At 62.5% G+C, this 23,397-nt stretch carries 20 protein-coding genes; 5 read left to right on the top strand and 15 right to left on the bottom strand.

Annotated elements, in window-relative coordinates; genetic code table 11:
- Entirely contained in the window at window positions 1-987 is a 987-nt protein-coding gene (locus NRG23_RS26880) for a type II secretion system F family protein (RefSeq protein WP_009050436.1), read from the top strand.
- 27 nt (window positions 988-1,014) lie between these two features.
- A complete protein-coding gene (locus NRG23_RS26885; protein WP_009050435.1) occupies window positions 1,015-1,983 on the top strand; it encodes a type II secretion system F family protein in 969 nt (322 codons plus the stop codon).
- Window positions 1,984-2,057: 74 nt separating this feature from the next.
- Here the strand turns inward: NRG23_RS26885 and NRG23_RS26890 are convergent, their stop codons facing one another.
- The 3 genes from NRG23_RS26890 to NRG23_RS26900 form a co-directional block, all read right to left on the bottom strand.
- Window positions 2,058-2,330 carry a DUF3613 domain-containing protein gene (locus tag NRG23_RS26890; RefSeq protein WP_009050434.1) on the bottom strand — a complete coding sequence of 91 codons (273 nt, stop codon included), beginning with the start codon at window positions 2,328-2,330 and terminating at the stop codon, window positions 2,058-2,060.
- A 2-nt stretch (window positions 2,331-2,332) separates the two neighbouring features.
- The gene (locus tag NRG23_RS26895; protein WP_009050433.1) at window positions 2,333-3,055 is read right to left on the bottom strand and encodes a lipopolysaccharide assembly protein LapB; all 723 of its coding nucleotides are present in this window, start codon (window positions 3,053-3,055) and stop codon (window positions 2,333-2,335) included.
- Window positions 3,056-3,162: 107 nt separating this feature from the next.
- Window positions 3,163-4,407, bottom strand: coding sequence for a type II and III secretion system protein family protein (locus NRG23_RS26900; RefSeq protein ID WP_257372930.1), 1,245 nt, complete (start codon window positions 4,405-4,407; stop codon window positions 3,163-3,165).
- Between the two features lie 511 nt (window positions 4,408-4,918).
- Between NRG23_RS26900 and nadA the strand changes: the two genes are divergently transcribed.
- The gene (gene nadA / locus NRG23_RS26905) at window positions 4,919-5,977 is read left to right on the top strand and encodes a quinolinate synthase NadA (RefSeq protein ID WP_009050431.1); all 1,059 of its coding nucleotides are present in this window, start codon (window positions 4,919-4,921) and stop codon (window positions 5,975-5,977) included.
- A 62-nt stretch (window positions 5,978-6,039) separates the two neighbouring features.
- Here nadA and NRG23_RS26910 read toward each other — a convergent pair whose 3' ends face one another.
- The 12 genes from NRG23_RS26910 to arcD (NRG23_RS26965) form a co-directional block, all read right to left on the bottom strand.
- Window positions 6,040-6,528, bottom strand: coding sequence for an RDD family protein (locus tag NRG23_RS26910; RefSeq protein ID WP_257372932.1), 489 nt, complete (start codon window positions 6,526-6,528; stop codon window positions 6,040-6,042).
- 97 nt (window positions 6,529-6,625) lie between these two features.
- Complete coding sequence (locus NRG23_RS26915) at window positions 6,626-6,838, bottom strand: cold-shock protein (RefSeq protein ID WP_007931076.1); 213 nt, start codon at window positions 6,836-6,838, stop codon at window positions 6,626-6,628.
- A gap of 392 nt (window positions 6,839-7,230) precedes the next feature.
- On the bottom strand, window positions 7,231-8,355 hold the full coding sequence (gcvT, locus tag NRG23_RS26920; RefSeq protein ID WP_009050429.1) for a glycine cleavage system aminomethyltransferase GcvT: 1,125 nt from the start codon (window positions 8,353-8,355) through the stop codon (window positions 7,231-7,233).
- Between the two features lie 41 nt (window positions 8,356-8,396).
- Window positions 8,397-9,773, bottom strand: coding sequence for an L-serine ammonia-lyase (locus NRG23_RS26925; protein WP_028683221.1), 1,377 nt, complete (start codon window positions 9,771-9,773; stop codon window positions 8,397-8,399).
- 159 nt (window positions 9,774-9,932) lie between these two features.
- Window positions 9,933-12,791: an aminomethyl-transferring glycine dehydrogenase gene (gene gcvP, locus NRG23_RS26930; RefSeq protein WP_257372936.1), complete on the bottom strand. Its 2,859-nt coding sequence runs from the start codon at window positions 12,789-12,791 to the stop codon at window positions 9,933-9,935.
- Window positions 12,792-12,800: 9 nt separating this feature from the next.
- Window positions 12,801-13,184: a glycine cleavage system protein GcvH gene (gene gcvH, locus NRG23_RS26935; protein WP_009050426.1), complete on the bottom strand. Its 384-nt coding sequence runs from the start codon at window positions 13,182-13,184 to the stop codon at window positions 12,801-12,803.
- Window positions 13,185-13,625: 441 nt separating this feature from the next.
- On the bottom strand, window positions 13,626-15,134 hold the full coding sequence (locus tag NRG23_RS26940) for a sigma-54-dependent transcriptional regulator (protein WP_009050425.1): 1,509 nt from the start codon (window positions 15,132-15,134) through the stop codon (window positions 13,626-13,628).
- 229 nt (window positions 15,135-15,363) lie between these two features.
- Window positions 15,364-15,726, bottom strand: a complete 363-nt coding sequence (locus NRG23_RS26945; protein ID WP_009050424.1) for a DUF5064 family protein — start codon at window positions 15,724-15,726, stop codon at window positions 15,364-15,366.
- A 61-nt stretch (window positions 15,727-15,787) separates the two neighbouring features.
- Window positions 15,788-16,717: a carbamate kinase gene (arcC, locus tag NRG23_RS26950; protein WP_053269763.1), complete on the bottom strand. Its 930-nt coding sequence runs from the start codon at window positions 16,715-16,717 to the stop codon at window positions 15,788-15,790.
- 97 nt (window positions 16,718-16,814) lie between these two features.
- Window positions 16,815-17,825, bottom strand: coding sequence for an ornithine carbamoyltransferase (locus NRG23_RS26955; protein WP_009050422.1), 1,011 nt, complete (start codon window positions 17,823-17,825; stop codon window positions 16,815-16,817).
- 86 nt (window positions 17,826-17,911) lie between these two features.
- The gene (gene arcA / locus NRG23_RS26960; protein WP_009050421.1) at window positions 17,912-19,168 is read right to left on the bottom strand and encodes an arginine deiminase; all 1,257 of its coding nucleotides are present in this window, start codon (window positions 19,166-19,168) and stop codon (window positions 17,912-17,914) included.
- 36 nt (window positions 19,169-19,204) lie between these two features.
- Window positions 19,205-20,632 (bottom strand): arginine-ornithine antiporter, encoded by a 1,428-nt coding sequence (gene arcD, locus NRG23_RS26965; RefSeq protein ID WP_009050420.1) that lies wholly within the window; start codon window positions 20,630-20,632, stop codon window positions 19,205-19,207.
- 448 nt (window positions 20,633-21,080) lie between these two features.
- Here arcD (NRG23_RS26965) and arcD (NRG23_RS26970) point away from each other — a divergent pair, with 448 nt between their 5' ends.
- Entirely contained in the window at window positions 21,081-22,508 is a 1,428-nt protein-coding gene (arcD, locus tag NRG23_RS26970) for an arginine-ornithine antiporter (protein WP_028683219.1), read from the top strand.
- Window positions 22,505-23,362: a DNA-3-methyladenine glycosylase gene (locus tag NRG23_RS26975; protein WP_257372938.1), complete on the top strand. Its 858-nt coding sequence runs from the start codon at window positions 22,505-22,507 to the stop codon at window positions 23,360-23,362. Before arcD (NRG23_RS26970) ends, NRG23_RS26975 begins: the two co-directional genes overlap by 4 nt.
- The last annotated feature ends 35 nt before the right edge of the window (window positions 23,363-23,397 follow it).

Here is a 23,397-nt window from a genome sequence, read left to right on the forward strand (position 1 = left end):
ATGAATCAAGTCCCCAGTGAATTTATCCTGGCGTTTCTCGGCATGGTGTTCACCGCCATATTCCTGCTCAGCCAGAGCGTGGCGGTGCCGGTGTTCGGCGAGGCCGGCAAGGTGCGCAAGCGTATTCGCAGCCGCCTCGACCTGCTGGAGCGGGCCAGTAACCTGGAGAACATGCAGTCGGTACTGCGCCAGAAATACCTGCGTCGCCTGTCCCCGCTGGAGGCGCGCCTGGAGCAGTTGCCGGCGATGGAGGCCCTGGCGCAGATGATCGAGCAGGCCGGACACGAATACCGCGCCTATCGGGTGCTGATGCTCAGCCTGGTCCTGATGCTGGCGGCGGGTATGCTGCTGTGGCTGTTCACGCAACTGTGGTGGGTGGCGCTCCCGGCGGCGGCTGTGGCCTTCTGGCTGCCGGTGTTGAAGATCTCCCGGGACCGCAACAAACGCTTTGCCCTGTTCGAGGAGCAGCTGCCGGATGCACTGGATGCCATGTGCCGGGCGCTGCGTGCCGGACATCCGTTCAATGAAACCCTGCAATTGGTGGCCGACGAGCACAAGGGGCCGGTTGCCCACGAGTTCGGCCTGACCTTTGCCGACATCAACTACGGCAACGATGTGCGTCGGGCCATGCTTGGCCTGTTGGAGCGCATGCCGAGCATGACCGTGATGATGCTGGTGACCACTGTGCTGATCCACCGCGAGACGGGTGGCAACCTGACGGAGGTGCTGGATCGTTTGAGCAGCTTGATTCGCGGCCGCTTCCGCTTTCAGCGCAAGGTCAAGACGCTCTCGGCCGAAGGGCGCATGTCGGGCTGGATCCTGGTGGCGATGCCTTTTGTACTGGCGGCGGGGATTGTGATTTCGAGCCCGACCTATCTGCCTCTGCTCATCAATGAGCCGCTGGGACAGAAGATGGTGCTTGGCGCGTTTGTGGCGATGCTGCTGGGAATCCTCTGGATACGCAAGATCATCCGGATTCAGGTGTGAACACAATCACTCGTAGGGGGTGAGGTCATGGAGTATCTACTGAGCCTGATCAATCGTCTGGTCGGTAATGAACAACTGGCGCGCATGGTCTTTGCCGCAGCCATCGGCCTGAGCGTGGTGCTGGCCGTGGCCACCCTGGTGTTGCTGGTGCAGGGGCTGCAGGACCCGGTGCACCGTCGTCTGCTGCTGATCAAGCGCGGCCATGGTGGCGATGGTCACCGGCAGGGGGCGCCGAGCAACCTGCAATTGATGCTGGAGCAGGTCGGCCAGCGTTTTGTCTCCGGTGAGCAGGAGCAGACCTCGGCGACCCGGACCTTGCTGACCCATGCGGGCTTTCGTTCCCCGGCCGCTGTCCAGATGTACTGGGCGGTGCGCCTGTTGACGCCATTGGTATTGGTGGCGCTGGCGGTCATGGCGCTGCCGCTGATACCGAAGGTATCGCTGCTGCTGGGGATGGGGCTGGTGATCCTGGCGCTGGGGGTGGGCTGGCTGGTACCGGCCATCTATGTCGACAGCCGCAGGAACGCGCGGATGACCCGTTTGCTCGTCGCCTTTCCGGATGCGCTGGACTTGATGGTGGTCTGCGTGGAATCAGGCCTTGCCTTGCCCCAGGCGATCGAGCGGGTGTCGGAAGAGATAGCGGTCAGCCAGCCTGAGCTGGCCATGGAGCTGGCACTGGTCAACTCCGAGATCCGCGCCGGGATTCCCAGTACCGAAGCGCTCAAGCATCTGGCCGAGCGTACCGGGCTGGAGGACATTCGCGGGTTGGTGAGCCTGTTGGCGCAGAGTATTCGCTTCGGGACCAGCGTGGGGACGACCCTGCGTATCTATGCCGAGGAGTTTCGTGACCGGCGCACTCAGCAGGCCGAAGAGAAAGCCGCGAAAATCGGCACCAAACTGGTGTTTCCGCTGATCTTCTGCCTGTGGCCAAGCTTCTTTCTGGTCGCCATAGGACCGGCGATCATCGGCGTCTTCAAAGTATTCGGGAAGTTATGAAAGAGGGGAGGGGCAAGGGCCATCGGCATGGATGGCATTGCCCCCTCTGAACTGAACGCCATCGCGATTCATTGTCACTTTGAACCACCCGAACTACCCGAACCTACGTACTCCTTGTAGTACTCGGGGATCGGGTGTTTGTAGTTGTCCAGCCAGCGCTGCAGGGTCAGTTCCCGTTCGCTGGGCGAGGCGTTCTGCGGAATGGGCGACTTGACCTGGTTACGACTCTGCAGCAGCAGCCAGGTTTCGGTCGGCTGTTGTGACAGGGAGGCCGGGCCGGGTTCGATAGCCTGGGTCACCAGCGGAAGAAGCAAGAGTCCCAGGCAGCTGAGCGTTTGGTATTTCATCACTACCTCTGCGTTATTGGTTGATTGACACTTGATGGCGACGAATCCGTAGCACTGACTGCCTGACCGTTAGCTGACTTCTTCACCGCGTTCCTGAGTTTTTCGGCCCGCTCCTTGGCGTTGGTGACTTGTTCGGGCTTCAGGCCGGCACGATTGACCAGGTCCGAGGCCTGTTTCCAGTTGCCTTGATAAATCAGCAAGGTCACCAGGTTGAGGGTTGCCAACTGATCGTCCTGTTTCAGCTCCATGGCCGTGAGGAACTCAAAGCGGGCTTGCCTGGTATCCCCCTGGTTGAGGTAGACCACCCCCAGATCGTTGCGGATCTTCTCGTCGGTGGGGGACAGGCGCGCCGCGCGTTTCAGATGTTCCAGGGCCAGAGCGTTATCGTGGCGTGACGCTGCCAGTTGACCCAGGCCATGCTCGCCTTCGGCGGCCAGGCAGGTGCTGAGCAGGCTGCGGTACAGCGGTTCGGCATCGCTCTGGCCGAGCTGGCGATAGACCTTGGCCTTGCGCATGCGGACCTGCGGCAGGTCTTCCGGCAGGCGTTGCAGATTGGCCAGGCCGGCGTGCAGCTTGCCTTCGCCGATCATGTCGTCGGCCAGGCTCAGCGACAGTTCCTGATCCGAATCCAGTTTGCTGCATGCCTGCTTCGACCAGGCACTGCTGCCGTTCGTGGCGCAGCCGCTGAGCATGAGCAGCCCCAACGCAGCAATGACTACTTTCATTTTTCGCTCCTGGAACAATCCGATTGTCGAGGAATGGCCAACACCGGACTTGCCGAGTCCGGTGTCATCGAGCCTGAGCGTGGCCAGCGACGAGCCAGAACCCTGGTTCATTGTGAAAGCCCGCTGGCGGCCTGGTCATAATTGCCGTTTTCCAGGAAGTACAGACGGAACCAGTTCGGGTCGTAGTTGCGCAGTGGCTCGCCAGGCAGTACCGGCAGCTTGGCGTTGACCGCCAGCGGTTGCACCAGATGCGGGGTGACGATCATCAGCAGTTCCTTCTCTTCGCGCCTGATCGAAGAATCACGGAAGAATGCGCCCAGGATCGGAATCTCTCCCAGGCCGGGGAACTTGCTCACGGCCGTGGTATTGGTGGTGCTGATCAGGCCGCTGATCACGAAGCTCTCACCGTCGGCCAGGGAGATGCTGGTGTCGGTGCGACGCACAACCAGGGCTGGCACCGAGATGCCGTTGACGGTAATCCCGTTGTTGAAGTCCAGTTCGCTGACTTCCGGGGCGACCTTCAAGGCGATGCGGTCATTTCCGACGATTGTGGGGGTCAGGGTCAGGCGAATACCGAATTCCTTGTACTGGATGGTAATACTGTCGCTGCCGCTGCTGGGGACCGGGATCGGCACTTCACCACCGGCCAGGAAGCTTGCGCTCTGTCCGCTCAGCGCCACCAGGCTCGGACGCGCCAGGGTGTAGGCAAACCCACTGCCTTCCAGGGCGTTGATCAGCCCAAGGACGTTACCGCCACCAAAGCCGATATTAAACTGGCCGTTGTTGAGCGGTATTCTCGGTGCGAGGCCACCGATATTGCCGGGCGTCACCGTCACCAACGGGACCGTGCCCGGGGAGCTGAACAGGAAGTTACCGCTCTTGCCGAAGATCGAGGTGCCGGCCTCTTTCAGCTTGGTGCGGCTGACTTCGACAAAGCGGATATCGGTCTGCACCTGGCTGGCCAGAGACGGGTCTTCGGAGGGGGGCAGTAGCGAACTGACCATCGAATGAGGGCCCTTGCCCTGGACGAACACCATGCTCTGGCGAGGTTCCTTGTCGCAGGCTGTCCAGACCATCAGGCTGGTGGCGCCGGGCGCAATGCCCGTCAGCAGGTATGAATCCCGCCCATTGAGATACACATCGGCAATTTTCGGGTCGCCCACGGCCAACCGGGTAATGGCAACGGGGGAGTGCATTATCGTCTGCTGACCCTCTCCCACTTCCACCGTCGACGGCAGTGGCGGCAATCCAGCGCAGTTATTTGATGCCGCCATGGCCATTCCGGTGGGAAGACCAGCGACAATCAATGTCCACGCCACTCTCCTGAGCACCTGTACACAATCACTGTTCATGCACTGCTTCCTTGTTTGGGCTGGGAAAACCGCAAGGGCCGGTCAGCAGGGATCATTTCTCCGTCATCTGAACCAGAGCCCGCCAAGTGTTGCTGCAACCAACCAGCAGTTAGCTGTTTCTGTAACTGACGTTAGCGCAGAAAGATAAAATTGCTATGAAGTGTAAAAAAACGCTTGGTCGATCGAGGGGATTCGCCGCCGGGTCGAGGCTCGCCTGCCTGTAATGCTCAAAAATGGTGCGAGTGCGCATTGCGCGTCACTGAGCCGTTTGCGCTGAGGCGCTTCTGCAGAGGCTGCAATTTGTGGGCTTTCGTGCTGGGTCGAGCCGTGTGGCACGGGCGTGACACAGGTCAGAATCATCTTTTACATCAAGGGGATATTCTGTAGCCTTGCGCAGTTTCAACGCTGCACCTACCTGATGAATACTCACTCTCCCGGCGGTACCCTCAACGGGGCCGGAGCCGGGTGTATACTCGACTTTCGCGCATAAGCGCCCGCAGGTCTTGCGATCATGACGCACATTTCCGAACGCCTTCTGGTTCAGGCCCACCTTGACGCCAAGCAGCCCAAGCCGCTGACTGCCGCAGAAGAAGCCCATTACCGTGCCGCGATTGCTGCCGAGCTCAAGGCTCAGGACGCCGTGCTGGTGGCTCACTTCTACTGTGACCCGGTGATTCAGGCCCTGGCCGAAGAGACTGGCGGCTGCGTGTCCGATTCCCTGGAAATGGCCCGTTTCGGCAACGCTCACCCGGCCAAGACCGTGGTGGTCGCCGGTGTCAGGTTCATGGGCGAGACGGCGAAGATCCTCAACCCCGAGAAACGGGTGCTGATGCCTACCCTGGAGGCCACCTGCTCCCTCGACCTGGGGTGCCCGGTGGAAGAGTTCTCGGCGTTCTGCGACCAGCATCCGGAGCGCACCGTTGTGGTCTACGCCAACACCTCGGCAGCGGTCAAAGCCCGTGCCGACTGGGTGGTGACCTCCAGTTGCGCCCTGGAAATCGTCGAAAGCCTGATGGATAACGGCGAAACCATCATCTGGGGGCCGGACAAGCATCTGGGCACCTACATCCAGCGCCAGACCGGTGCCGATATGCTGCTGTGGGACGGTGCCTGCATCGTTCATGAAGAGTTCAAGTCCAAGCAGCTGGAGGACATGAAGGCGCTCTATCCCGATGCGGCCATTCTGGTCCACCCGGAATCGCCGACCTCGGTGATCGAACTGGCCGATGCGGTGGGTTCCACCAGCCAGCTGATTGCCGCCGCGCAGCGTTTGCCGAACAAGACGCTGATCGTGGCGACCGACCGCGGCATCTTCTACAAGATGCAGCAGCTGTGCCCGGACAAGGTGTTTATCGAGGCGCCAACGGCCGGTAACGGCGCGGCTTGCCGCAGCTGCGCCCATTGCCCGTGGATGGCCATGAACACCCTGGAGCGCACCTTGCAGTGCCTGCGTGAGGGTAGCAACGAGATATTCGTCGACCCGGCGCTGATTCCCCAGGCCATTCGCCCGCTCAAGCGCATGCTCGATTTCACCCAGGCCGCGCGGATGAAGCTGGCGGGCAATGCCTGATCGCCTTCGACAAGCGCACAGAAAAACGCCCCGACATTCGGGGCGTTTTTTTGTGTGGCGGATTATTTTTTCTGTTTGGGGATGCGCACGATCTGGCTGGACGAGTAGATGTCGTGCCAGCTGCGCTTCTGTTTGTCCACCAGGACCCAGATGAAACCCAGCCCGGCGCATAGCCAGGAAGCGATCGAGACCATGAAGCGCAGGAAGGCCTGCCACAGGCTGATGCTGCTGCCGTCGGCGTTCTGCACGCGAATGCCCCAGACCTGCATGCCCAGGGTCTGGCCGGAGTGGGTCCAGAACTTGGCGAAGAAGGCGAACAGCACGAACAGCAGGACGGTCGAGTAGAGGGGATCGCCGTCCAGGGCGCCGGATTCGGTCAGGGTGCGCATCCGGGTTTCACCGAGGATCTGCAACTGGATGAACTTGTAGATGCCGCCCGTGACGATCAGCAGTGCGGTGCACAGCAGGAAATCGTAGAACATCGCTGCCAGACGACGGCCCAGGCCAGCGGCGGGAAAATCGCCCTGGGGGGTTAGCAGGTGCTTTGGCATCACAGGCCTCTCGATCGAAGAAAGAAGCCATTTTACGGAATTGCGCGCACAAAAAAGCCCCTGATGTCAGCATCAGGGGCTTTTTCGTTACAGACGATCAGCCTTCGGCTTGAACTTCGTCAGCCTGCATGCCTTTTTGGCCCTGCACAGCGATGAAGGTCACTTTCTGGCCTTCTTTCAGGCTCTTGAAGCCGTTGCCCTGAATAGCGCGGAAATGCACGAACAGATCCGGACCGCTTTCTGGAGTGATAAAACCAAAACCTTTCTCGTCGTTAAACCACTTGACGGTACCGCTCTGACGTTGGGACATTTCTTATTTCCTTTGACGCTAAAAAATTAATGACAGTCTCTTTCTCATGAAGGAGTACTGGGCTGGGTTGCAGGAAAGTAAGAGACGTCGAACGGGTTGTAGCAAACTTGTTGGCTACTGCCCAGGTCACGATTCCAAGCGACCCATGCAAACACAGTGGGGAAACTCTACGCCAACTATGGGAGAAAAAACAAGCCCTGCGAAACCCCGGTTTTCCTCAGCTTGCAGCTGTTTGCCGGAACTAGGCGTCTGGGCTTATTCGATAGAGTTGTTCAATTGTTTTCAACTGTTATAAGGCAAGTTCAATATCGAAAATATGCACTATTTTATGGCGGTTGCGTTACAGATTAGTGCACTTTTAACGCAACCGCGTTACTTATAGAAACAGTTGATCAACCGCGATAGTAGCGTTGTGCAACGAATGGCATTTTGCTTACAAGCATTGGCACCTTTTTCCCACGAACAATTGCCCAAACTGGCGTATCGAGTGCGACATAAGCGCTATCGATGTAACCCATGGCCAACGGACCGCCCAGGGTCGGACCAAAACCACCGCTGCAAACACTGCCGATCACCTCGCCCGCTTCGTTGACGATTTCCGCGCCTTCTCGCACCGGTGTGCGTTCCTGGGGCAGCAGGCCCACGCGCTTGCGCTGCACGCCATTGAGCTGTTGGGCGAACACCTGTTCCGCGCCCGGGAAACCGCCGGCCCGCGCGCCATCGGCACGACGTGGCTTGGAGATGGCCCACAGCAGGCTGGCTTCGATCGGGGTGGTCTGGCTGTTCATGTCATGGCCATACAGGCACAGGCCGGCTTCCAGGCGCAGCGAGTCACGGGCACCGAGGCCGATCGCCGCCACTTCCGGTTCGGCCAGCAGGGCGCGGGCCAGGGTTTCGGCGTCGGCCGCCGGCACCGAGATTTCGAAACCGTCTTCGCCGGTGTAGCCCGAACGGCTGACAAAACAGTCCACGCCCAGCAGCTTCACGCGGGTGAATTGCATGAACGTCATCTTCGCCACTTCCGGCGCCAGGCGCGCCAGCACGGTGACGGCCGCCGGGCCTTGCAGGGCGAGCAGGGCGCGCTCCTCGAACAGCGGCTCGATGCTGCACGCCTGGCCAATGTGCTGGCGCAGATGGGCCAGGTCCTGCTCCTTGCAGGCGGCGTTGACCACCAGGAACAGCTCGTCGTTACCCAGGTTGGCGACCATCAGGTCGTCGAGGATGCCGCCGTTTTCATTGGTGAACATGGCATAGCGCTGCATGCCCACGGGCAGGTCGATGATGTCCACCGGCACCAGGGTTTCCAGGGCCTGGGCGGCATTGGCGCCGCTCAGGCGGATCTGGCCCATGTGCGAGACGTCGAACAGGCCGGCCTGCTCGCGGGTGTGCTGGTGTTCTTTCATTACGCCCAGCGGGTATTGCACGGGCATGTCGTAACCGGCGAACGGCACCATGCGCGCGCCGAGTTCGAGGTGCAGCGAATGCAGCGGGGTCTTCAACAGTGTTTCGGTGGACATGTTCAGCTCCTGGATAAACGTGAGATGCGTGTGTGCCTGCATCAGCACTCGATGATGTTGACTGCCAAACCGCCGCGGGCGGTTTCCTTGTATTTGCTTTTCATGTCGGCGCCGGTCTGGCGCATGGTGCGGATCACCTTGTCGAGGGAGACGAAGTGTTGCCCATCGCCACGCAAGGCCATGCGCACGGCGTTGATCGCCTTGACCGAACCCATGGCGTTGCGCTCGATGCAGGGCACCTGCACCAGGCCGCCGATCGGGTCGCAGGTCAGGCCGAGGTTGTGTTCCATGCCGATCTCGGCGGCGTTTTCCACTTGTTGCACCGTACCGCCGAGCACTTCGCACAGGGCGCCGGCCGCCATCGAGCAAGCCACGCCGACCTCGCCCTGGCAGCCGACTTCGGCGCCGGAGATGGAGGCGTTTTCCTTGTAGAGAATGCCGATGGCGGCGGCGGTCAGCAGGAAACGCACCACCCCGTCTTCGTTGGCGCCGGGGATGAAGCGCATGTAGTAGTGCAGCACCGCCGGGATGATGCCGGCGGCGCCATTGGTGGGCGCGGTGACGACGCGCCCGCCGTTGGCGTTTTCTTCGTTGACCGCGAGGGCATACAGGTTGACCCAGTCCAGCACCGACAAGGAATCGCGCAAGGCCGCCTCGGGGTGTTTGCACAGCTGGCGGTGGAGGGCGGCCGCGCGGCGCTTGACCTTCAGGCCTCCCGGCAGGATCCCTTCATTGCGGCAGCCGGCATCCACGCAATCCTGCATCACTTGCCAGATCTTCAGCAGGCCGGCGCGGGTTTCCGCTTCCGGTCGCCAGGCACTTTCGTTGGTCAGCATCACCTGGCTGATGGACAGGCCATAGGTGGTGCAATGGCCGAGCAAGTCCTTGGCGCTCTTGAAGGGGAAGGTCAGTTTGGTGGTGTCTTCGACGATACGGTCGGCCCCCGCGGCGTCCTCGTCGACCACGAAGCCGCCGCCCACCGAGTAGTACTCGCGGCTGCGGATCTGCAACCCGGCGGCATCGAAGGCACGGAAGATCATGCCGTTGGGGTGGTAGGCCAGGGGCTTGCGGATCATGGCCAGGTGTTCTTTCTCGTTGAACGCGATGACGTGTTCGCCGAGCAGGGTCAAGCGTGCGCTGCTGCGTATTTCCTGCAGGCGCGCGGCGATGTTTTCGGTATTCACGGTATCCGGGTGTTCACCTTCCAGGCCCAGGAGCACGGCCTTGTCGCTGCCGTGGCCCTTGCCGGTGGCGCCGAGCGAGCCGTACAGCTCGACCTTGACGCAGGTGGTGGCGCCCAGCAGCCCGTCACGCCGCAGGCCTTCGACGAAGCGCGCGGCCGCGCGCATCGGGCCAACGGTGTGGGAGCTGGAGGGGCCGATGCCAATCTTGAACAGGTCGAACACGCTCAAGGACATGTTGGTTCTCCGGTTTCTTATTGTGTTGATCGGCACGCACGGGGGAAGCGGGTATTGCGGTTCGGTCTGGCCGGTATTCGTCGCCAGCCGCCTCGCTCCTACAGGTATACGCAGAAACCGTAGGAGCGTGGCTTGCCCGCGATGGACGGCGATGCCGTCTTAGGCGTCCTGATAGCTTTCGATCGACGGGCAGGCGCACACCAGGTTGCGGTCGCCGAACACGTTGTCGACGCGGCCGACCGGAGGCCAGTACTTGCCGTCGATCAGCGAGGCCACTGGGTACACCGCCTGTTCACGGCTGTAGGGGTGCGACCACTCGCCAACGATTTCCGCCGCGGTGTGCGGGGCGTTTTTCAGCGGGTTGTCGTCCTTGTCCAGGCTGCCGTTTTCCACCGCGCGGATTTCTTCGCGGATGCGGATCATGGCGTCGCAGAAGCGGTCCAGTTCTTCCCTGGGTTCGCTTTCGGTCGGCTCGATCATCAGGGTGCCGGCCACCGGGAACGACATGGTCGGGGCGTGGAAGCCGAAGTCGATCAGGCGCTTGGCGACGTCGTCGACGCTGATGCCGCTGCTGTCCTTGAGCGGGCGCAGGTCGAGGATGCACTCGTGGGCCACCAGGCCGTTGCTGCCGGTGTAGAGCACCGGGTAGTGCTCTTCCAGGCGACGGGAGATGTAGTTGGCATTGAGGATCGCCAGCTGCGAGGCACGCTTGAGGCCTTCGCCGCCCATCATGCGGATGTACATCCAGGTGATCGGCAGGATGCTCGCGCTGCCGAACGGCGCGGCGCAGACCGCGCCTTCCTTGCGTTCCATGGCCGCGTGGCCCGGCAGGAACGGCGCCAGGTGCGACTTGACGCCGATCGGGCCGACGCCCGGGCCGCCACCGCCGTGGGGAATGCAGAAGGTCTTGTGCAGGTTCAGGTGCGACACGTCGCCGCCGAACTTGCCCGGGGCGCAGAGGCCGACCATGGCGTTCATGTTGGCGCCGTCGATGTACACCTGGCCGCCGTTGTCATGAATGATGCCGCAGATTTCGCGGATGCCTTCCTCGAACACGCCGTGGGTCGACGGGTAGGTGATCATCAGCGCGGCGAGGTGCTCGCGGTGCTCGATGGCCTTGGCCCGCAGGTCTTCGATATCGACGTTGCCGCGGGCGTCACAGGCGGTAACCACCACGCGCATGCCGGCCATGTTGGCGGTGGCCGGGTTGGTGCCGTGGGCGGACGAAGGGATCAGGCAGATGTCGCGACGGTCGTCGCCACGGCTCTGGTGATAGGCACGAATGGCCAAGAGGCCTGCGTATTCACCCTGGGAGCCGGCGTTCGGCTGCAGGGACACCGCGTCGTAGCCGGTGGCGGCGCAGAGCATGGCTTCCAGTTCGGACGTCAGTTGCTGGTAGCCGGCGCTTTGCTCGGCCGGGGCGAACGGGTGCAGGGCACCGAACTCGGCCCAGGTGATCGGGATCATTTCGCTGGCGGCGTTGAGCTTCATGGTGCACGAGCCCAGCGGGATCATGGTGCGGTCCAGGGCCAGGTCCTTGTCGGCCAGCTTGCGCAGGTAGCGCATCAGCTCGGTTTCCGAGTGATAGCGGTTGAACACCGGGTGGCTGAGGATCGCCGACTGGCGCACCAGCGGCGCCGGGATACGGCTCTGTACCGTGGTGGCCAGCGCGGCGAAATCCGGCAGCGCCTGACCGTCGGCCAGCAGGCTCCACAGGGCCTCTACATCGGCCTGGCCGGTGGTTTCGTCGAGGGACAGACCCAGGCGCTCGGCGTCAATCACCCGCAGGTTGATGCGCTGGGCGCGGGCCTTGTCGTGCAGCGCCGAGGTGCGCGCGCCTGTGTGCAGGGTCAGGGTGTCGAAGAAGCTTTCCTGCTCGACCTTGATCCCCAGCTTGCTCAGGCCCTGAGCCAGGATCGCGGTCAGCTGGTGGATGCGCCGGGCAATCCGGGTCAGGCCTTTGGGGCCGTGGTACACGGCGTACATGCTGGCGATGTTGGCCAGCAGCACCTGGGCGGTGCAGATGTTGCTGGTGGCTTTCTCGCGACGGATATGTTGCTCGCGGGTCTGCATGGCCAGGCGCAGCGCCGGCTTGCCGAAACGGTCCACGGACACCCCGACCAGACGGCCCGGCATGTCGCGCTTGAACGCGTCCTTGGTGGAGAAGTAGGCCGCATGCGGGCCACCGAAGCCCAGTGGCACGCCGAAGCGCTGGGCGCTGCCGATGGCCACGTCGGCGCCGAATTCGCCCGGCGGGGTCAGCACGGTCAATGCCAGCAGGTCGGCGGCGACCGCCACCAGAGCGTTGGCGGCGTGGAAGCGCTCGGTCAGCTCGCGGTAGTCGAACAGGTCACCGTTGCTCGCCGGGTATTGCAGCAGGGCACCGAAGAACGGGCTGACGTCGGTCAGTTTGCGCTCGTCGCCGACCACCACGTCGATGCCCAGCGGCTCGGCACGGGTGCGCAGCACGTCGAGGGTTTGCGGGTGGCAATGGCTGGAGGCGAAGAAGGCGTGGCTGCCCTTGTTCTTGCTCAGGCGCTTGCAGAAGGTCATGGCTTCGGCGGCGGCGGTGGCTTCGTCGAGCAGGGAGGCGTTGGCGATCGGCAGGCCGGTGAGGTCGCTGATCAGGGTCTGGAAGTTCAGCAGCGCTTCCAGGCGGCCCTGGGAGATTTCTGGCTGGTACGGGGTGTAGGCGGTGTACCAGGCCGGGTTTTCCAGGAGGTTGCGCAGGATCGGCGACGGCGTGTGGCAGTTGTAGTAGCCCTGGCCGATGTAGGTCTTGAACAGCTGGTTCTTGGCAGCGATGGCCTTGATCGAGGCCAGTGCGTCGGCTTCGCTCTGCCCGGCGGGCAGGTCGAGGACGCTGGTGCCCTTGATGCTGTCGGGGATCACGCTGGCGCTCAGGGCTTCCAGGGAGTCGAAGCCCAGGCTGTTGAGCATGGCTTGCTCGTCGTCCTGGCGCGGGCCGATGTGGCGCGCGATGAATTCGTTGGCGGTGCTCAGGTTGACTTGAGTCATGGCGGCTCCTCAGGCGTCGGCGTTGGCTTTGATCAGGCGGTCGTAGGCGTCCTGATCCAGCAGTTGGCCGACAGCGGCGGCGTCCGCGGGAATGAAGCGGAAGAACCAGCCTTCGCCCAGCGGGTCTTCGTTGACCAGCTCGGGGCTGGTGTCCAGGGCCGGGTTGGTTTCCACCACTTCCCCGTCCAGGGGCATGTACACGCCGCTGGCGGCTTTTACCGATTCCACGGTGGCGGCTTCAGCGCCCTTGTCGTAGGCCTGCAATTCCGGCAATTGCACGAACACCACATCGCCCAGGGCGTTTTGCGCGAAAGCCGTGATGCCGACGGTAACGCTGCCATCGGCTTCGGTACGCAGCCATTCGTGATCTTCAGTAAAACGCAACTCGCTCATGGAAACTCCTCAAGGGGCCAGATTCGTCTGGTGGACGCGATTGAATGCTCGTGCAAGGCCGAGCTGAATGGGTAAGCCCATAGCAAAAATGCGGCCAATGTTTTTAAGTTGTTATAAATCAATAAGTTATGAGTTTTCTCTGGCAAGCATAAATTGACAGCTGTAGCGAAATCGCTACAGCTGGAGCGTCAGGGAAAAGCCTATGGGGATCAAAGCCTTGCGTTGCGCCGATTACAACCGACTGTAGCGATATCGTTCCGCTGTAGCGCTTTCAGTACAGGTGGAGGTCGCTTTTCGCACTGTTTTTCTGTAGGAGCGAAGCTTGCTCGCGATGAGCCTGAGAGCGCTGCGCGGGCTCCAGGCACTGCGGCGCCGTTGAGATTTTTCGCGAGCAAGCTTCGCTCCTACAGAAGCAGAGCGGAAGCGACAGCCATCAGGCTTTCAGGGCTTGTTGGGGATGCCGTACTTGCGCAGGCGATGGGCGATGGCGGTGTGGGAGGTCTGCAGGCGGCTGGCCAGCTGGCGGGTCGAGGGGTAGTTGACGTACAGGCTTTCCAGCAGTGCCTTCTCGAACTCTTCGACGGCCTGTTCCAGGCTTTCGACTTCGGTGTCGTTCTGGCGCGCCACCGAGGTGCCGGCGATATCCAGGTCGCCGATGTCCACCAGGCTGCTTTCGCAGATCGCCGCCGCGCGGAAGATCACGTTCTGCAACTGGCGCACGTTGCCCGGCCAGCGGTTGCCCAGCAGCGCCGGATAGGTGCCGGGCGCCAGGCGGCAGACCGGGCGCTGGATCTGCGCGCAGGCCTGCTGCATGAAATAGCGCGCCAGCAACAGGATGTCCTGGCCGCGCTCGCGCAGGGGCGGCACTTCCACATTCAGCACGTTGAGGCGATAGAACAGGTCTTCGCGAAAGCTGCCTTCGGCGACCATCTTTTCCAGGTCGCGGTGGGTGGCGCTGAGGATCCGCACATTGACCTTGACCTCACGGTCGCCGCCGACCCGGCGAAAGCTGCCGTCATTGAGAAAACGCAGCAGCTTGGCCTGCAAATAGGGCGACATTTCGCCGATCTCGTCGAGAAACACCGTGCCCTGGTTGGCCAGCTCCATCAGTCCCGGCTTGCCGCCGCGCTGGGCGCCGGTGAAGGCGCCGGGCGCATAGCCGAACAGCTCGCTTTCGGCGAGGTTTTCCGGCAGGGCGGCGCAGTTCAGCGCGAGAAACGGCGCGCCGTGCCGCGCACTGATGGCGTGGCAGGCCCGCGCCACCAGCTCCTTGCCGGTACCGGTTTCGCCCTGGATCAGCAGCGGTGCATCCAGCGCGGCGACGCGCTGGGCGCGGGCCTTGAGGGTACGGATGGCCGGCGAATCGCCGAGCAGGGCATCGAAGCCTTCGGCATGGTCGTGGTGCAGGGCCGACAGGCGCTCGCCGATGCGATTGGGCTGATACAGGGTCAGCAGCGCGCCGGCGTCGGTGATCGGCGTGGCGTCCAGCAGCAGGGTCTGGCCGTTGAGGGTGATTTCCCGCAGGGGCAGGCGAAAGCCCTGTTCCAGCAGGGTTTCCAGCAGCGCCGGGTCGTCGAACAGCTCGGCCACGCTTTCCCCGGCCGGCTCGCGGCCATACAGGGCGATCAGCGCCGGGTTGGCCAGCAGCACCTTGCCGGCGCTGTCCAGGGCCAGCACCGGGTCGGTCATCGCCGCCAGCAGGGCGTCGAGCTGCAGGTGGCGGCGCTGGCCGGGCAGGATGTCGACCACCGTCACCGCCTGCACGCCGCGCACGCTGAACAGCGCGTCGCGCAGCTCTTCCAGCACTTGTGGGCTGAGCGTCGGGGCGTCGATGTAGACGTTGGGCGGCACCATCTCCACCGCATCCAGGTTGAGGTTGCGCCCACCGAGCAGGGCCAGGACTTCCTGGGTGATACCGACGCGGTCGATAAAGCTGACGTGGATGCGCATGGGGCGGACAAGGGTTCTGGAAAACGGAGGGTGGCAAGTATGCCTTGGCGGACGCCATTGGTGAAATTCGCCGTGGCCACAGGCTTCTGTAGGAGCGAAGCTTGCTCGCGATGAACTAGAAGACACCGCGGCGGATCAGGCTACCCGCGTCATCCTTGACGACCATCGCGGGCAAGCCTCGCTCCTACAAGTCAGCGGGTAGGGGAAGCCCGCGACCCGCGGGCTGGGGTTACTCGAGATGTTCGGGTTTTACCGGGTCCCCGGATTTCACGTTCAACTGCACCCGCACATCCTCGAACATCGCATCGTAGTGCTTGTGCACCGAACCGATGCTGCTCATTGCCTTGGGAATCCCGTACTTCTCGGCGATTTTCGTCACGTTGCTGGCGAAGTTGTACGCCTGATCCTTGGGCAGGAAGAAGGGTTCATCGACCGCTTTGCCCTGGATCGTTCCATGCATCTTGAACTGCATCCCCTTGCCTTCCTTGGGATCCTGCGCAACCTCGTAGTCGATGCAGATGTTGTAGCTGACATCGTCCTTGTTCAGCGCGTGTCGTTCGATGTGCAAATGACCGGGTTCGAACTGGGCCATGGTTCTCTCCTTTCAAGGCATGGGAGAGGGGCAGGCCTGGAACCTGCACCCTGAGTCTCTCTTATCGGTAGGTGATGCCCGGCTGGGCCGTGCTGATGCGCGTGCCGGCCTGGCCCTGGACGATCGCTTCGATGTCCGAGAGTGAACCGATCACTGCGACTTTTCCAGTATGGCGGGCGAACTCGCAGGCCGCCTGGACCTTTGGTCCCATGGAGCCGGCGGCGAAGCCGAGCTTTTCCATTTCGTCCGGGTGCGCCTGGGCAATGGCTTTCTGCGACGGCTTGCCCCAGTCGATAAAGGCCGCGTTGACGTCGGTGGCGATCACCAGCAGATCGGCATCCAGCTGTTCGGCCAGCAGCGCCGAGCACAGGTCCTTGTCGATCACCGCCTCGATGCCCTTGAGCTTGCCATCCTCGCCGTACATAGTCGGAATGCCGCCACCGCCGGCGCAGATCACGATACTGCTCTTTTCCAGCAGCCATTTGATCGGGCGGATTTCAAAGATGCGCTTGGGTTTCGGGCTGGCCACCACGCGGCGGTACTTGTCGCCATCGGGGGCGATGGCCCAGCCTTTTTCCTTGGCCAGTTTTTCCGCCTCTTCCTTGCTGTAGACCGGGCCGATGGGCTTGCTCGGGTTCTGGAACGCCGGGTCCTTGGCGTCGACCTCGACCTGGGTCAGCAGGGTGGCGAAGGGCACTTCGAAGTCCAGCAGGTTGCCCAGTTCCTGTTCGATGATGTAGCCGATCATGCCTTCGGTTTCGGCGCCGAGCACGTCCAGCGGGTAAGGTGACACCGAGGTGTAGGCCGCCGCCTGCAGCGACAGCAGGCCGACCTGCGGGCCGTTGCCGTGGGCGATCACCAGCTGGTTGCCGGGATGGATCTTGGCGATCTGTTCGGTGGCGATCCGGATATTGGCGCGTTGATTGTCCGCGGTCATGGGTTCACCACGGCGGAGCAGGGCGTTGCCGCCCAGTGCGACGACGATACGCATAATGCATTCCTTCCAGAATTCGGTGATCCCGTGGGCGCAAGTCGCGCGCCCACGGGGCGAGGGGCCGGCCGTCAGGCGGTCGGCCCGGTCATCGTGGTTACAGGTCGGCCAGGGTCGAGACCAGGATCGCCTTGATGGTGTGCATGCGGTTTTCCGCTTGCTCGAAGGCGATGCAGGCCGGCGACTCGAACACGTCGTCGGTCACTTCGATGCCGTTGGCCAGGTGCGGATACTGCTCGGCGATCTGCTTGCCGACCTTGGTATCGCTGTTGTGGAACGCCGGCAGGCAGTGCATGAACTTGGTCCGTGGGTTGCCGGTGGCCTTCATCAGCTCGGCGTTGACCTGGTACGGCAGCAGTTGCTGGATACGTTCGGCCCAGGCTTCCACTGGCTCGCCCATCGATACCCAGACGTCGGTGTGGATGAAGTCGACGCCCTTGACCGCGGCTTTCGGGTCTTCGGTCAGGGTGATGCGGGCGCCGCTTTCTTCCGCGTACTTCTTGCAGCGGCTGACCAGGTCGTCATGGGGCCACAGGGCTTTGGGCGCGCAGATGCGCACGTCCATGCCGAGCTTGGCGCCCACCAGCAGCAGCGAGTTGCCCATGTTGTTGCGGGCGTCGCCCAGGTAGGCGTAGCTGATGTCGTGGATCGGCTTGTCGGCGTGCTCACGCATGGTCAGTACGTCGGCGATCATCTGGGTCGGGTGGTATTCGTCGGTCAGGCCGTTGAACACCGGCACCCCGGCGAACTTCGCCAGCTCTTCGACGATTTCCTGCTTGAAGCCGCGGTACTCGATGGCGTCGTACATGCGCCCGAGCACGCGGGCGGTGTCCTTCATGCTTTCCTTGTGGCCGATCTGCGACGAGTTCGGGTCGATGTAGGTGACGTTGGCGCCCTGGTCATAGGCGGCGACCTCGAAGGCACAGCGGGTACGGGTCGAGGTTTTCTCGAAGATCAGGGCGATGTTGTTGCCCTTGAGGTGCTGCTGCTCGGTGCCGGTGTACTTGGCGCGCTTGAGGTCGCGGGACAGGTCGAGCAGGTAGCGCAGCTCGCGCGCGGTGTGGTGCTCGAGGCTCAGCAGGTTACGGTTGTGGATGTTGAAAGCCATGATGGATCTCCTTTGATTTCGGTCGTCCACTTGCCGAGGCCCTTCGTGGGGGCAACGGCAAGCTGCTATGTCGGAATAAGAGGCGCTTAGTAATCGATCGGGTCGCGGATGATCGGGCAGGTCATGCAGTGGCCGCCGCCACGGCCACGGCCGAGTTCGCTGGCGCTGATGGTGATCACTTCCACCCCGGCCTTGCGCAGCAGGGTGTTGGTGTAGGTGTTGCGGTCATAGCCGATGACCACGCCCGGTTCCAGGGCCACCACGTTGTTGCCGTCGTCCCACTGTTCGCGTTCGGCGGCGAAGCTGTTGCCGCCGGTCTCCACCACGCGCAGTTGCTTGAGGTTGAGGGATTCGGCCACCACCTCGATGAACGATTTGTTCTCCCGTCGCACGTCCATGCCATAGGGCTTGCTGGTGTCGGGGCGGATGACGAACGGCACGATTTCCTTGACCACTTCCGGGAAGACCGTGACCAGGTCGCGGTCGCAGAAGCTGAACACGGTGTCCAGGTGCATCGCCGCGCGGGATTTTGGCAGGCCGGCGACCACGACTTTTTCCACCGCGCCCTTGGCGAACAGGGATTGCGCAAGCTGGCCGATGGCCTGGCGCGAGGTCCGCTCGCCCATGCCGATCAGCACCACGCCATTGCCGATCGGCATGACGTCGCCGCCCTCGAGGGTGGCCTGGCCGTGATCCTTGTCCGGGTCGCCGTACCAGATCTCGAAGTCGGCGTGGGTGAACTCGGGATGGAACTTGTAGATGGCGCTGGCCAGCAGGGTTTCCTGGCGACGGGCCGGCCAGTACATCGGGTTGAGTGTCACGCCGCCGTAGATCCAGCAGGTGGTGTCGCGGGTGAACTGGGTGTTGGGCAGCGGCGGCAGCAGGAAGCTGGAGTGGCCCAGGTAGTCGCGGTACATCTTGATCACGCTGGCGCCTTCGCTTTCCGGCAGGTCCTCGCCGGCCACGCCGCCGATCAGGAACTCGGCCAGCTTGCGCGGCTCCAGGCTTTCGAGCCAGCTGCGCACTTCGTTGGTCAGGCCGACGCCGACGGTGTCGGGGGTGATCTTGCGATCCAGGATCCACTTCAGGGCTTCGGGGTTCTGCACCGTATCGGTCAGCAGGTTGTGCATTTCCAGGACTTCGATCCCACGCTCGCGCATTTTGGTAACGAAGTCGAAATGGTCGCGCTTGGCCTGGTTGACCCAGATCACATCATCGAACAGCAGTTCATCGCAGTTGTTCGGGGTCAGCCGCTGATGGGCCAGGCCTGGGGAGCAAACCATGACTTTGCGCAGTTTGCCGGCTTCGGAATGGACGCCGTACTTAACTTTTTCCGTGGTCATTACAGTGATCCTCCAGAGGTAGAAACAATCGTGCGGTTACAGGGTCAGGAAGCCGTCGTAGAGCCCGTAGGCGGCCACCAGGGCGCCTATGACCACTGCGGCGAAAATCAGCTTCTCGACGTTGGTGAAAATCGGTTTGCCCAACTCCAGCTTGGCCTTGGCGAACAGGATCGCGCCGGGGGCGTAGAGCAGGGCGGAGAGCAGCAGGTACTTGACCCCGCCGGCGTACAGCAGCCAGATCGCGTAGATCAGGGCGATGGAGCCGATCAACAGGTCTTTCTTGCGTTCGGCCAGGGCCGCCTCATAGGTCTCGCTGCGCACCGCCAGCAGCACGGCATAGGCCGCCGACCACAGGTAGGGCACCAGGATCATCGAGGTGGCGAGGTAGATCAGCGACAGGTAGGTGCTGGCCGAGAACAGGGTGATGACCAGGAATATCTGCACCATGGCGTTGGTCAGCCACAGGGCGTTGACCGGCACATGGTTGGCGTTCTCCTTGCGCAGGAACTCCGGCATGGTGTGGTCCTTGGCCGCGGCGAACATGATCTCCGCGCACAGCAGCACCCACGACAGCAGCGCCCCCAGCAGCGAGATGATCAGGCCGACGCTGATCAGCACCGCGCCCCAGTGGCCGACCACATGCTCCAGCACCGCCGCCATCGACGGGTTCTGCAGCTTAGCCAGTTCCGGCTGGGTCATGATGCCCAGCGACAGCACGTTCACCAGCACCAGGAACAGCAGCACGGTGATGAAGCCGATCACGGTGGCCTTGCCCACGTCCGAGCGTTTTTCCGCGCGGGAGGAGAAGATGCTCGCGCCTTCGATGCCGATGAACACCCAGACGGTGACCAGCATCATGTTGCGCACCTGGTTCATCACGCTGCCCAGGTCGGGGTTCTTCATGCCCCAGATGTCCGCGGTGAAGATGTCCAGCTTGAAGGCGAACAGGGCGATCAGCACGAACAGCAGCAGCGGCACCACTTTGGCGACCGTGGTCACCAGGTTGATGAAGGCCGCCTCCTTGATCCCGCGCAGCACCAGAAAGTGCACGGCCCACAGCAGGACCGAGGCGCCGATTACCGCGGCCGGGGTGTTGCCCTCACCGAAGATCGGAAAGAAGTAGCCCAGGGTGCTGAACAGCAGCACGAAGTAGCCGACGTTGCCCAGCCAGGCGCTGATCCAGTAACCCCAGGCCGAAGAAAAACCCATGTAGTCGCCGAAGCCGGCCTTGGCATAGGCGTAGACACCGCCGTCCAGATCAGGCTTGCGGTTGGCCAGGGTTTGAAACACGAAAGCCAGCGTCAACATACCGACAGCGGTAATAGCCCAGCCAATAAGAACAGCGCCTACATCGGCACTTGCCGCCATGTTTTGTGGCAAGGAAAAGATCCCGCCGCCAATCATCGAGCCGACTACCAAGGCGACTAACGCACCAAGTCGTAGTTTTCCGGGAGTGTCAGACATTGCGTGACTCCATTGCAGGAGAAGAGAGACGTCAGAGTAGATCTGCGCGTAATACAAACAGCTGACTTAGATCAGGTCATCGCTACATTCCATTGTGAATGAATGACTTAAGCAGTCTTTGCTTTCGCCGGCAGGATGCCTGGAAGTGCCATTACTGAAGGCCTGGAAGGCTGGATGACAGGGCTTCTCATTGATGCCAGATTGAAACTAGTCCGCTTTCAAGAATGCGCAACTAGTAAAAAAGTTATAAAGGGGGTGGCCGGTTGATGGCATTCAGTCTTTACAAAAAATAAAACTCGCCAAGATTCAGTAAGTTCTGATCGGAGTCATGTCATTGGATCCATAAAAGATCAATAATTGACTCTTTTAGTTCGTTGCCAGCGTGTGGAAGTAATTTATTTGCATATAGTTTGGTTGTCGGACAATTGGACTGCACGCAGAGGTAGGCATGCCACAAACCACGCAAAAACTGCGACTCGGCGCCCTGATCGCGCTGGTGGTGGGTTCGATGATTGGCGGCGGGATCTTTTCCTTGCCGCAGAACATGGCGGCCCGGGCCGACGCGGGGGCGATCCTCATCGGTTGGGCGATCACCGCCGTGGGCATGCTGACCCTGGCCTTCGTCTTCCAGACCCTGGCCAACCGCAAGCCTGAACTCGATTCGGGGGTGTACGCCTACGCCAAGGCCGGCTTCGGCGACTACATGGGGTTCTCGTCCGCCTGGGGCTACTGGATCAGCGCCTGGCTGGGCAACGTCGGCTACTTCGTGCTGCTGTTCAGCACCCTGGGCTATTTCTTCCCGGTGTTTGGCCAGGGCAACACCCCGGTGGCCATCGCCTGCGCTTCGGTCTTGCTGTGGGCGGTGCATTTCCTGGTGCTGCGCGGGATCAAGGAAGCGGCCTTCATCAACCTGCTGACCACCGTGGCCAAGATCGTGCCGCTGGTGATGTTCATCGTGATTGCCGCGGTGGCGTTCAAGGCGGACATTTTCACCCGCGACATCTGGGGCCGCGGCAACCCGAACTTCGGCGGGGTGATGGACCAGGTGCGCAACATGATGCTGGTCACGGTCTTCGTGTTCATCGGCATCGAAGGCGCCAGCGTCTATTCGGCCCGGGCCGAAAAGCGCGCGGATGTCGGCCGGGCCACGGTGATCGGCTTCATCGGGGTGCTGGCCCTGTTGGTGCTGGTCAACGTGCTGTCCCTGGGGATCATGAGCCAGCCGGAGCTGGCGACCTTGCAGAACCCATCCCTGGCGGCGGTGCTGGAGCACATCGTCGGTCCCTGGGGGGCGTTGCTGATCAGCATCGGCCTGGCGGTTTCCCTGCTCGGTGCCTTGCTGTCCTGGGCGCTGCTGTGTGCCGAAATTCTGTTCGCCACCGCCCGCGACCGGACCATGCCGGCCTTCCTGAAAAAGGAAAACGCCAACCACGTACCGGTCAACGCCCTGTGGCTGACCAACAGCATGATCCAGGTGTTTTTGCTGATCACCCTGTTCTCCGCCGGGACCTACACCAGCCTGATCTACCTCGCCTCGTCGATGATCCTGGTGCCTTACCTGTGGTCGGCGGCCTACGCGGTGCTGCTCAGTGGCCGTGGCGAAACCTACGAACATGCCTCGGCCGAGCGCATGAAAGACCTGTGCATCGGTGGCGTGGCCCTGTGTTATGCGGTGTGGCTGTTGTACGCCGGCGGGGTCAAGTACCTGCTGCTGTCGGCCCTGCTGTATGCCCCGGGGGTGATCCTGTTCGCCAAGGCCAAGCGCGAGCAGGGCGAGCCGTTGTTCACCGGTATCGAGAAAGGCATTTTCGCTTGTGTGGTCGCCGGGGCCAGCCTGGCCGCCTATGGCCTGTACAGCGGTGTGCTGTCGCTGTGAGGCTCGCTTACCAGCCGCCCTATGACTGGCCGGCGATGCTGGCGTTTCTCCAGGCGCGGGCCATCGCCGGGCAGGAGACCGTCAGCGGCGACCGCTATTCGCGCAGCATCAGCCTCGATGGCATGCACGGCTGGTTCAGCGTGGGCCCGGGTGACAGCGATGCGCTGGCCCTGACCCTGGACTTTCCCGATCCGCAAGCCCATGCGCGGATCGTGGCGCGCATCCGCCGCCTGCTGGACCTGGACACCGACCTGGCGCCGATTCATCGGCAACTGTCCACCGACCCGCTGATGGCCCGTTTGATCGCCTCGCGGCCGGGGCTGCGCGTGCCCGGCGCCTGGGACGGTTTCGAGCTGGCAGTGCGCGCGGTGCTGGGGCAGCAGATCACGGTGGTGGCGGCCATCCGTCTGGCGGGCAAGCTGGTGGCGCAATATGGCCAGCCATTGAGCTGCGTGGGGGCGCCGGCGGGGTTGAGCCATGTGTTTCCTGAGCCGGGGCGAATGGCGGGCGCCGACCTGGCGAGCCTGGGCATGCCGCGTAGCCGGGGGCGGACCCTGTCCGGCGTGGCGCAGGCGCTGCTCGACGATCCGCAGCTGTTTGCTCCCAAGGCCAGCCTCGAACAGAGCCTGTCCGCCTTGCGGGCGCTATGGGGTGTTGGCGACTGGACTGCGCATTACGTGGCCTTGCGCCAGTTCCGCGAAGCGGATGCCTTCCCTGCGGCGGACGTGGGCCTGCTCAATGCCCTGGCGGCACTCGAAGGCGGGCCGGTCAGCGCCAGCCAGCTGCTGGCCCGCGCCGAGGCCTGGCGGCCATGGCGCGGTTACGCGGCGCAGCACCTGTGGACGGCCTTGTAATCCCCCCGTACCTGTAGCCGCTGCCGAGCACCGCG

Source organism: Pseudomonas sp. T8, from assembly GCF_024610635.1.
GTDB lineage: Bacteria > Pseudomonadota > Gammaproteobacteria > Pseudomonadales > Pseudomonadaceae > Aquipseudomonas > Aquipseudomonas chlororaphis_I.

Excerpts from the sequence above, each read along its gene's own strand:
- NRG23_RS26880 (WP_009050436.1), top strand. The coding sequence starts at position 1 with ATGAATCAAGTCCCCAGTGAATTTATCCTGGCGTTTCTCGGCATGGTG.
- NRG23_RS26885 (WP_009050435.1), top strand. The coding sequence starts at position 1,015 with ATGGAGTATCTACTGAGCCTGATCAATCGTCTGGTCGGTAATGAACAA.
- NRG23_RS26890 (WP_009050434.1), bottom strand. The coding sequence starts at position 2,330 with ATGAAATACCAAACGCTCAGCTGCCTGGGACTCTTGCTTCTTCCGCTG.
- NRG23_RS26895 (WP_009050433.1), bottom strand. The coding sequence starts at position 3,055 with ATGAAAGTAGTCATTGCTGCGTTGGGGCTGCTCATGCTCAGCGGCTGC.
- NRG23_RS26900 (WP_257372930.1), bottom strand. The coding sequence starts at position 4,407 with ATGAACAGTGATTGTGTACAGGTGCTCAGGAGAGTGGCGTGGACATTG.
- nadA (WP_009050431.1), top strand. The coding sequence starts at position 4,919 with ATGACGCACATTTCCGAACGCCTTCTGGTTCAGGCCCACCTTGACGCC.
- NRG23_RS26910 (WP_257372932.1), bottom strand. The coding sequence starts at position 6,528 with ATGCCAAAGCACCTGCTAACCCCCCAGGGCGATTTTCCCGCCGCTGGC.
- NRG23_RS26915 (WP_007931076.1), bottom strand. The coding sequence starts at position 6,838 with ATGTCCCAACGTCAGAGCGGTACCGTCAAGTGGTTTAACGACGAGAAA.
- gcvT (WP_009050429.1), bottom strand. The coding sequence starts at position 8,355 with ATGTCCACCGAAACACTGTTGAAGACCCCGCTGCATTCGCTGCACCTC.
- NRG23_RS26925 (WP_028683221.1), bottom strand. The coding sequence starts at position 9,773 with ATGTCCTTGAGCGTGTTCGACCTGTTCAAGATTGGCATCGGCCCCTCC.
- gcvP (WP_257372936.1), bottom strand. The coding sequence starts at position 12,791 with ATGACTCAAGTCAACCTGAGCACCGCCAACGAATTCATCGCGCGCCAC.
- gcvH (WP_009050426.1), bottom strand. The coding sequence starts at position 13,184 with ATGAGCGAGTTGCGTTTTACTGAAGATCACGAATGGCTGCGTACCGAA.
- NRG23_RS26940 (WP_009050425.1), bottom strand. The coding sequence starts at position 15,134 with ATGCGCATCCACGTCAGCTTTATCGACCGCGTCGGTATCACCCAGGAA.
- NRG23_RS26945 (WP_009050424.1), bottom strand. The coding sequence starts at position 15,726 with ATGGCCCAGTTCGAACCCGGTCATTTGCACATCGAACGACACGCGCTG.
- arcC (WP_053269763.1), bottom strand. The coding sequence starts at position 16,717 with ATGCGTATCGTCGTCGCACTGGGCGGCAACGCCCTGCTCCGCCGTGGT.
- NRG23_RS26955 (WP_009050422.1), bottom strand. The coding sequence starts at position 17,825 with ATGGCTTTCAACATCCACAACCGTAACCTGCTGAGCCTCGAGCACCAC.
- arcA (WP_009050421.1), bottom strand. The coding sequence starts at position 19,168 with ATGACCACGGAAAAAGTTAAGTACGGCGTCCATTCCGAAGCCGGCAAA.
- arcD (WP_009050420.1), bottom strand. The coding sequence starts at position 20,632 with ATGTCTGACACTCCCGGAAAACTACGACTTGGTGCGTTAGTCGCCTTG.
- arcD (WP_028683219.1), top strand. The coding sequence starts at position 21,081 with ATGCCACAAACCACGCAAAAACTGCGACTCGGCGCCCTGATCGCGCTG.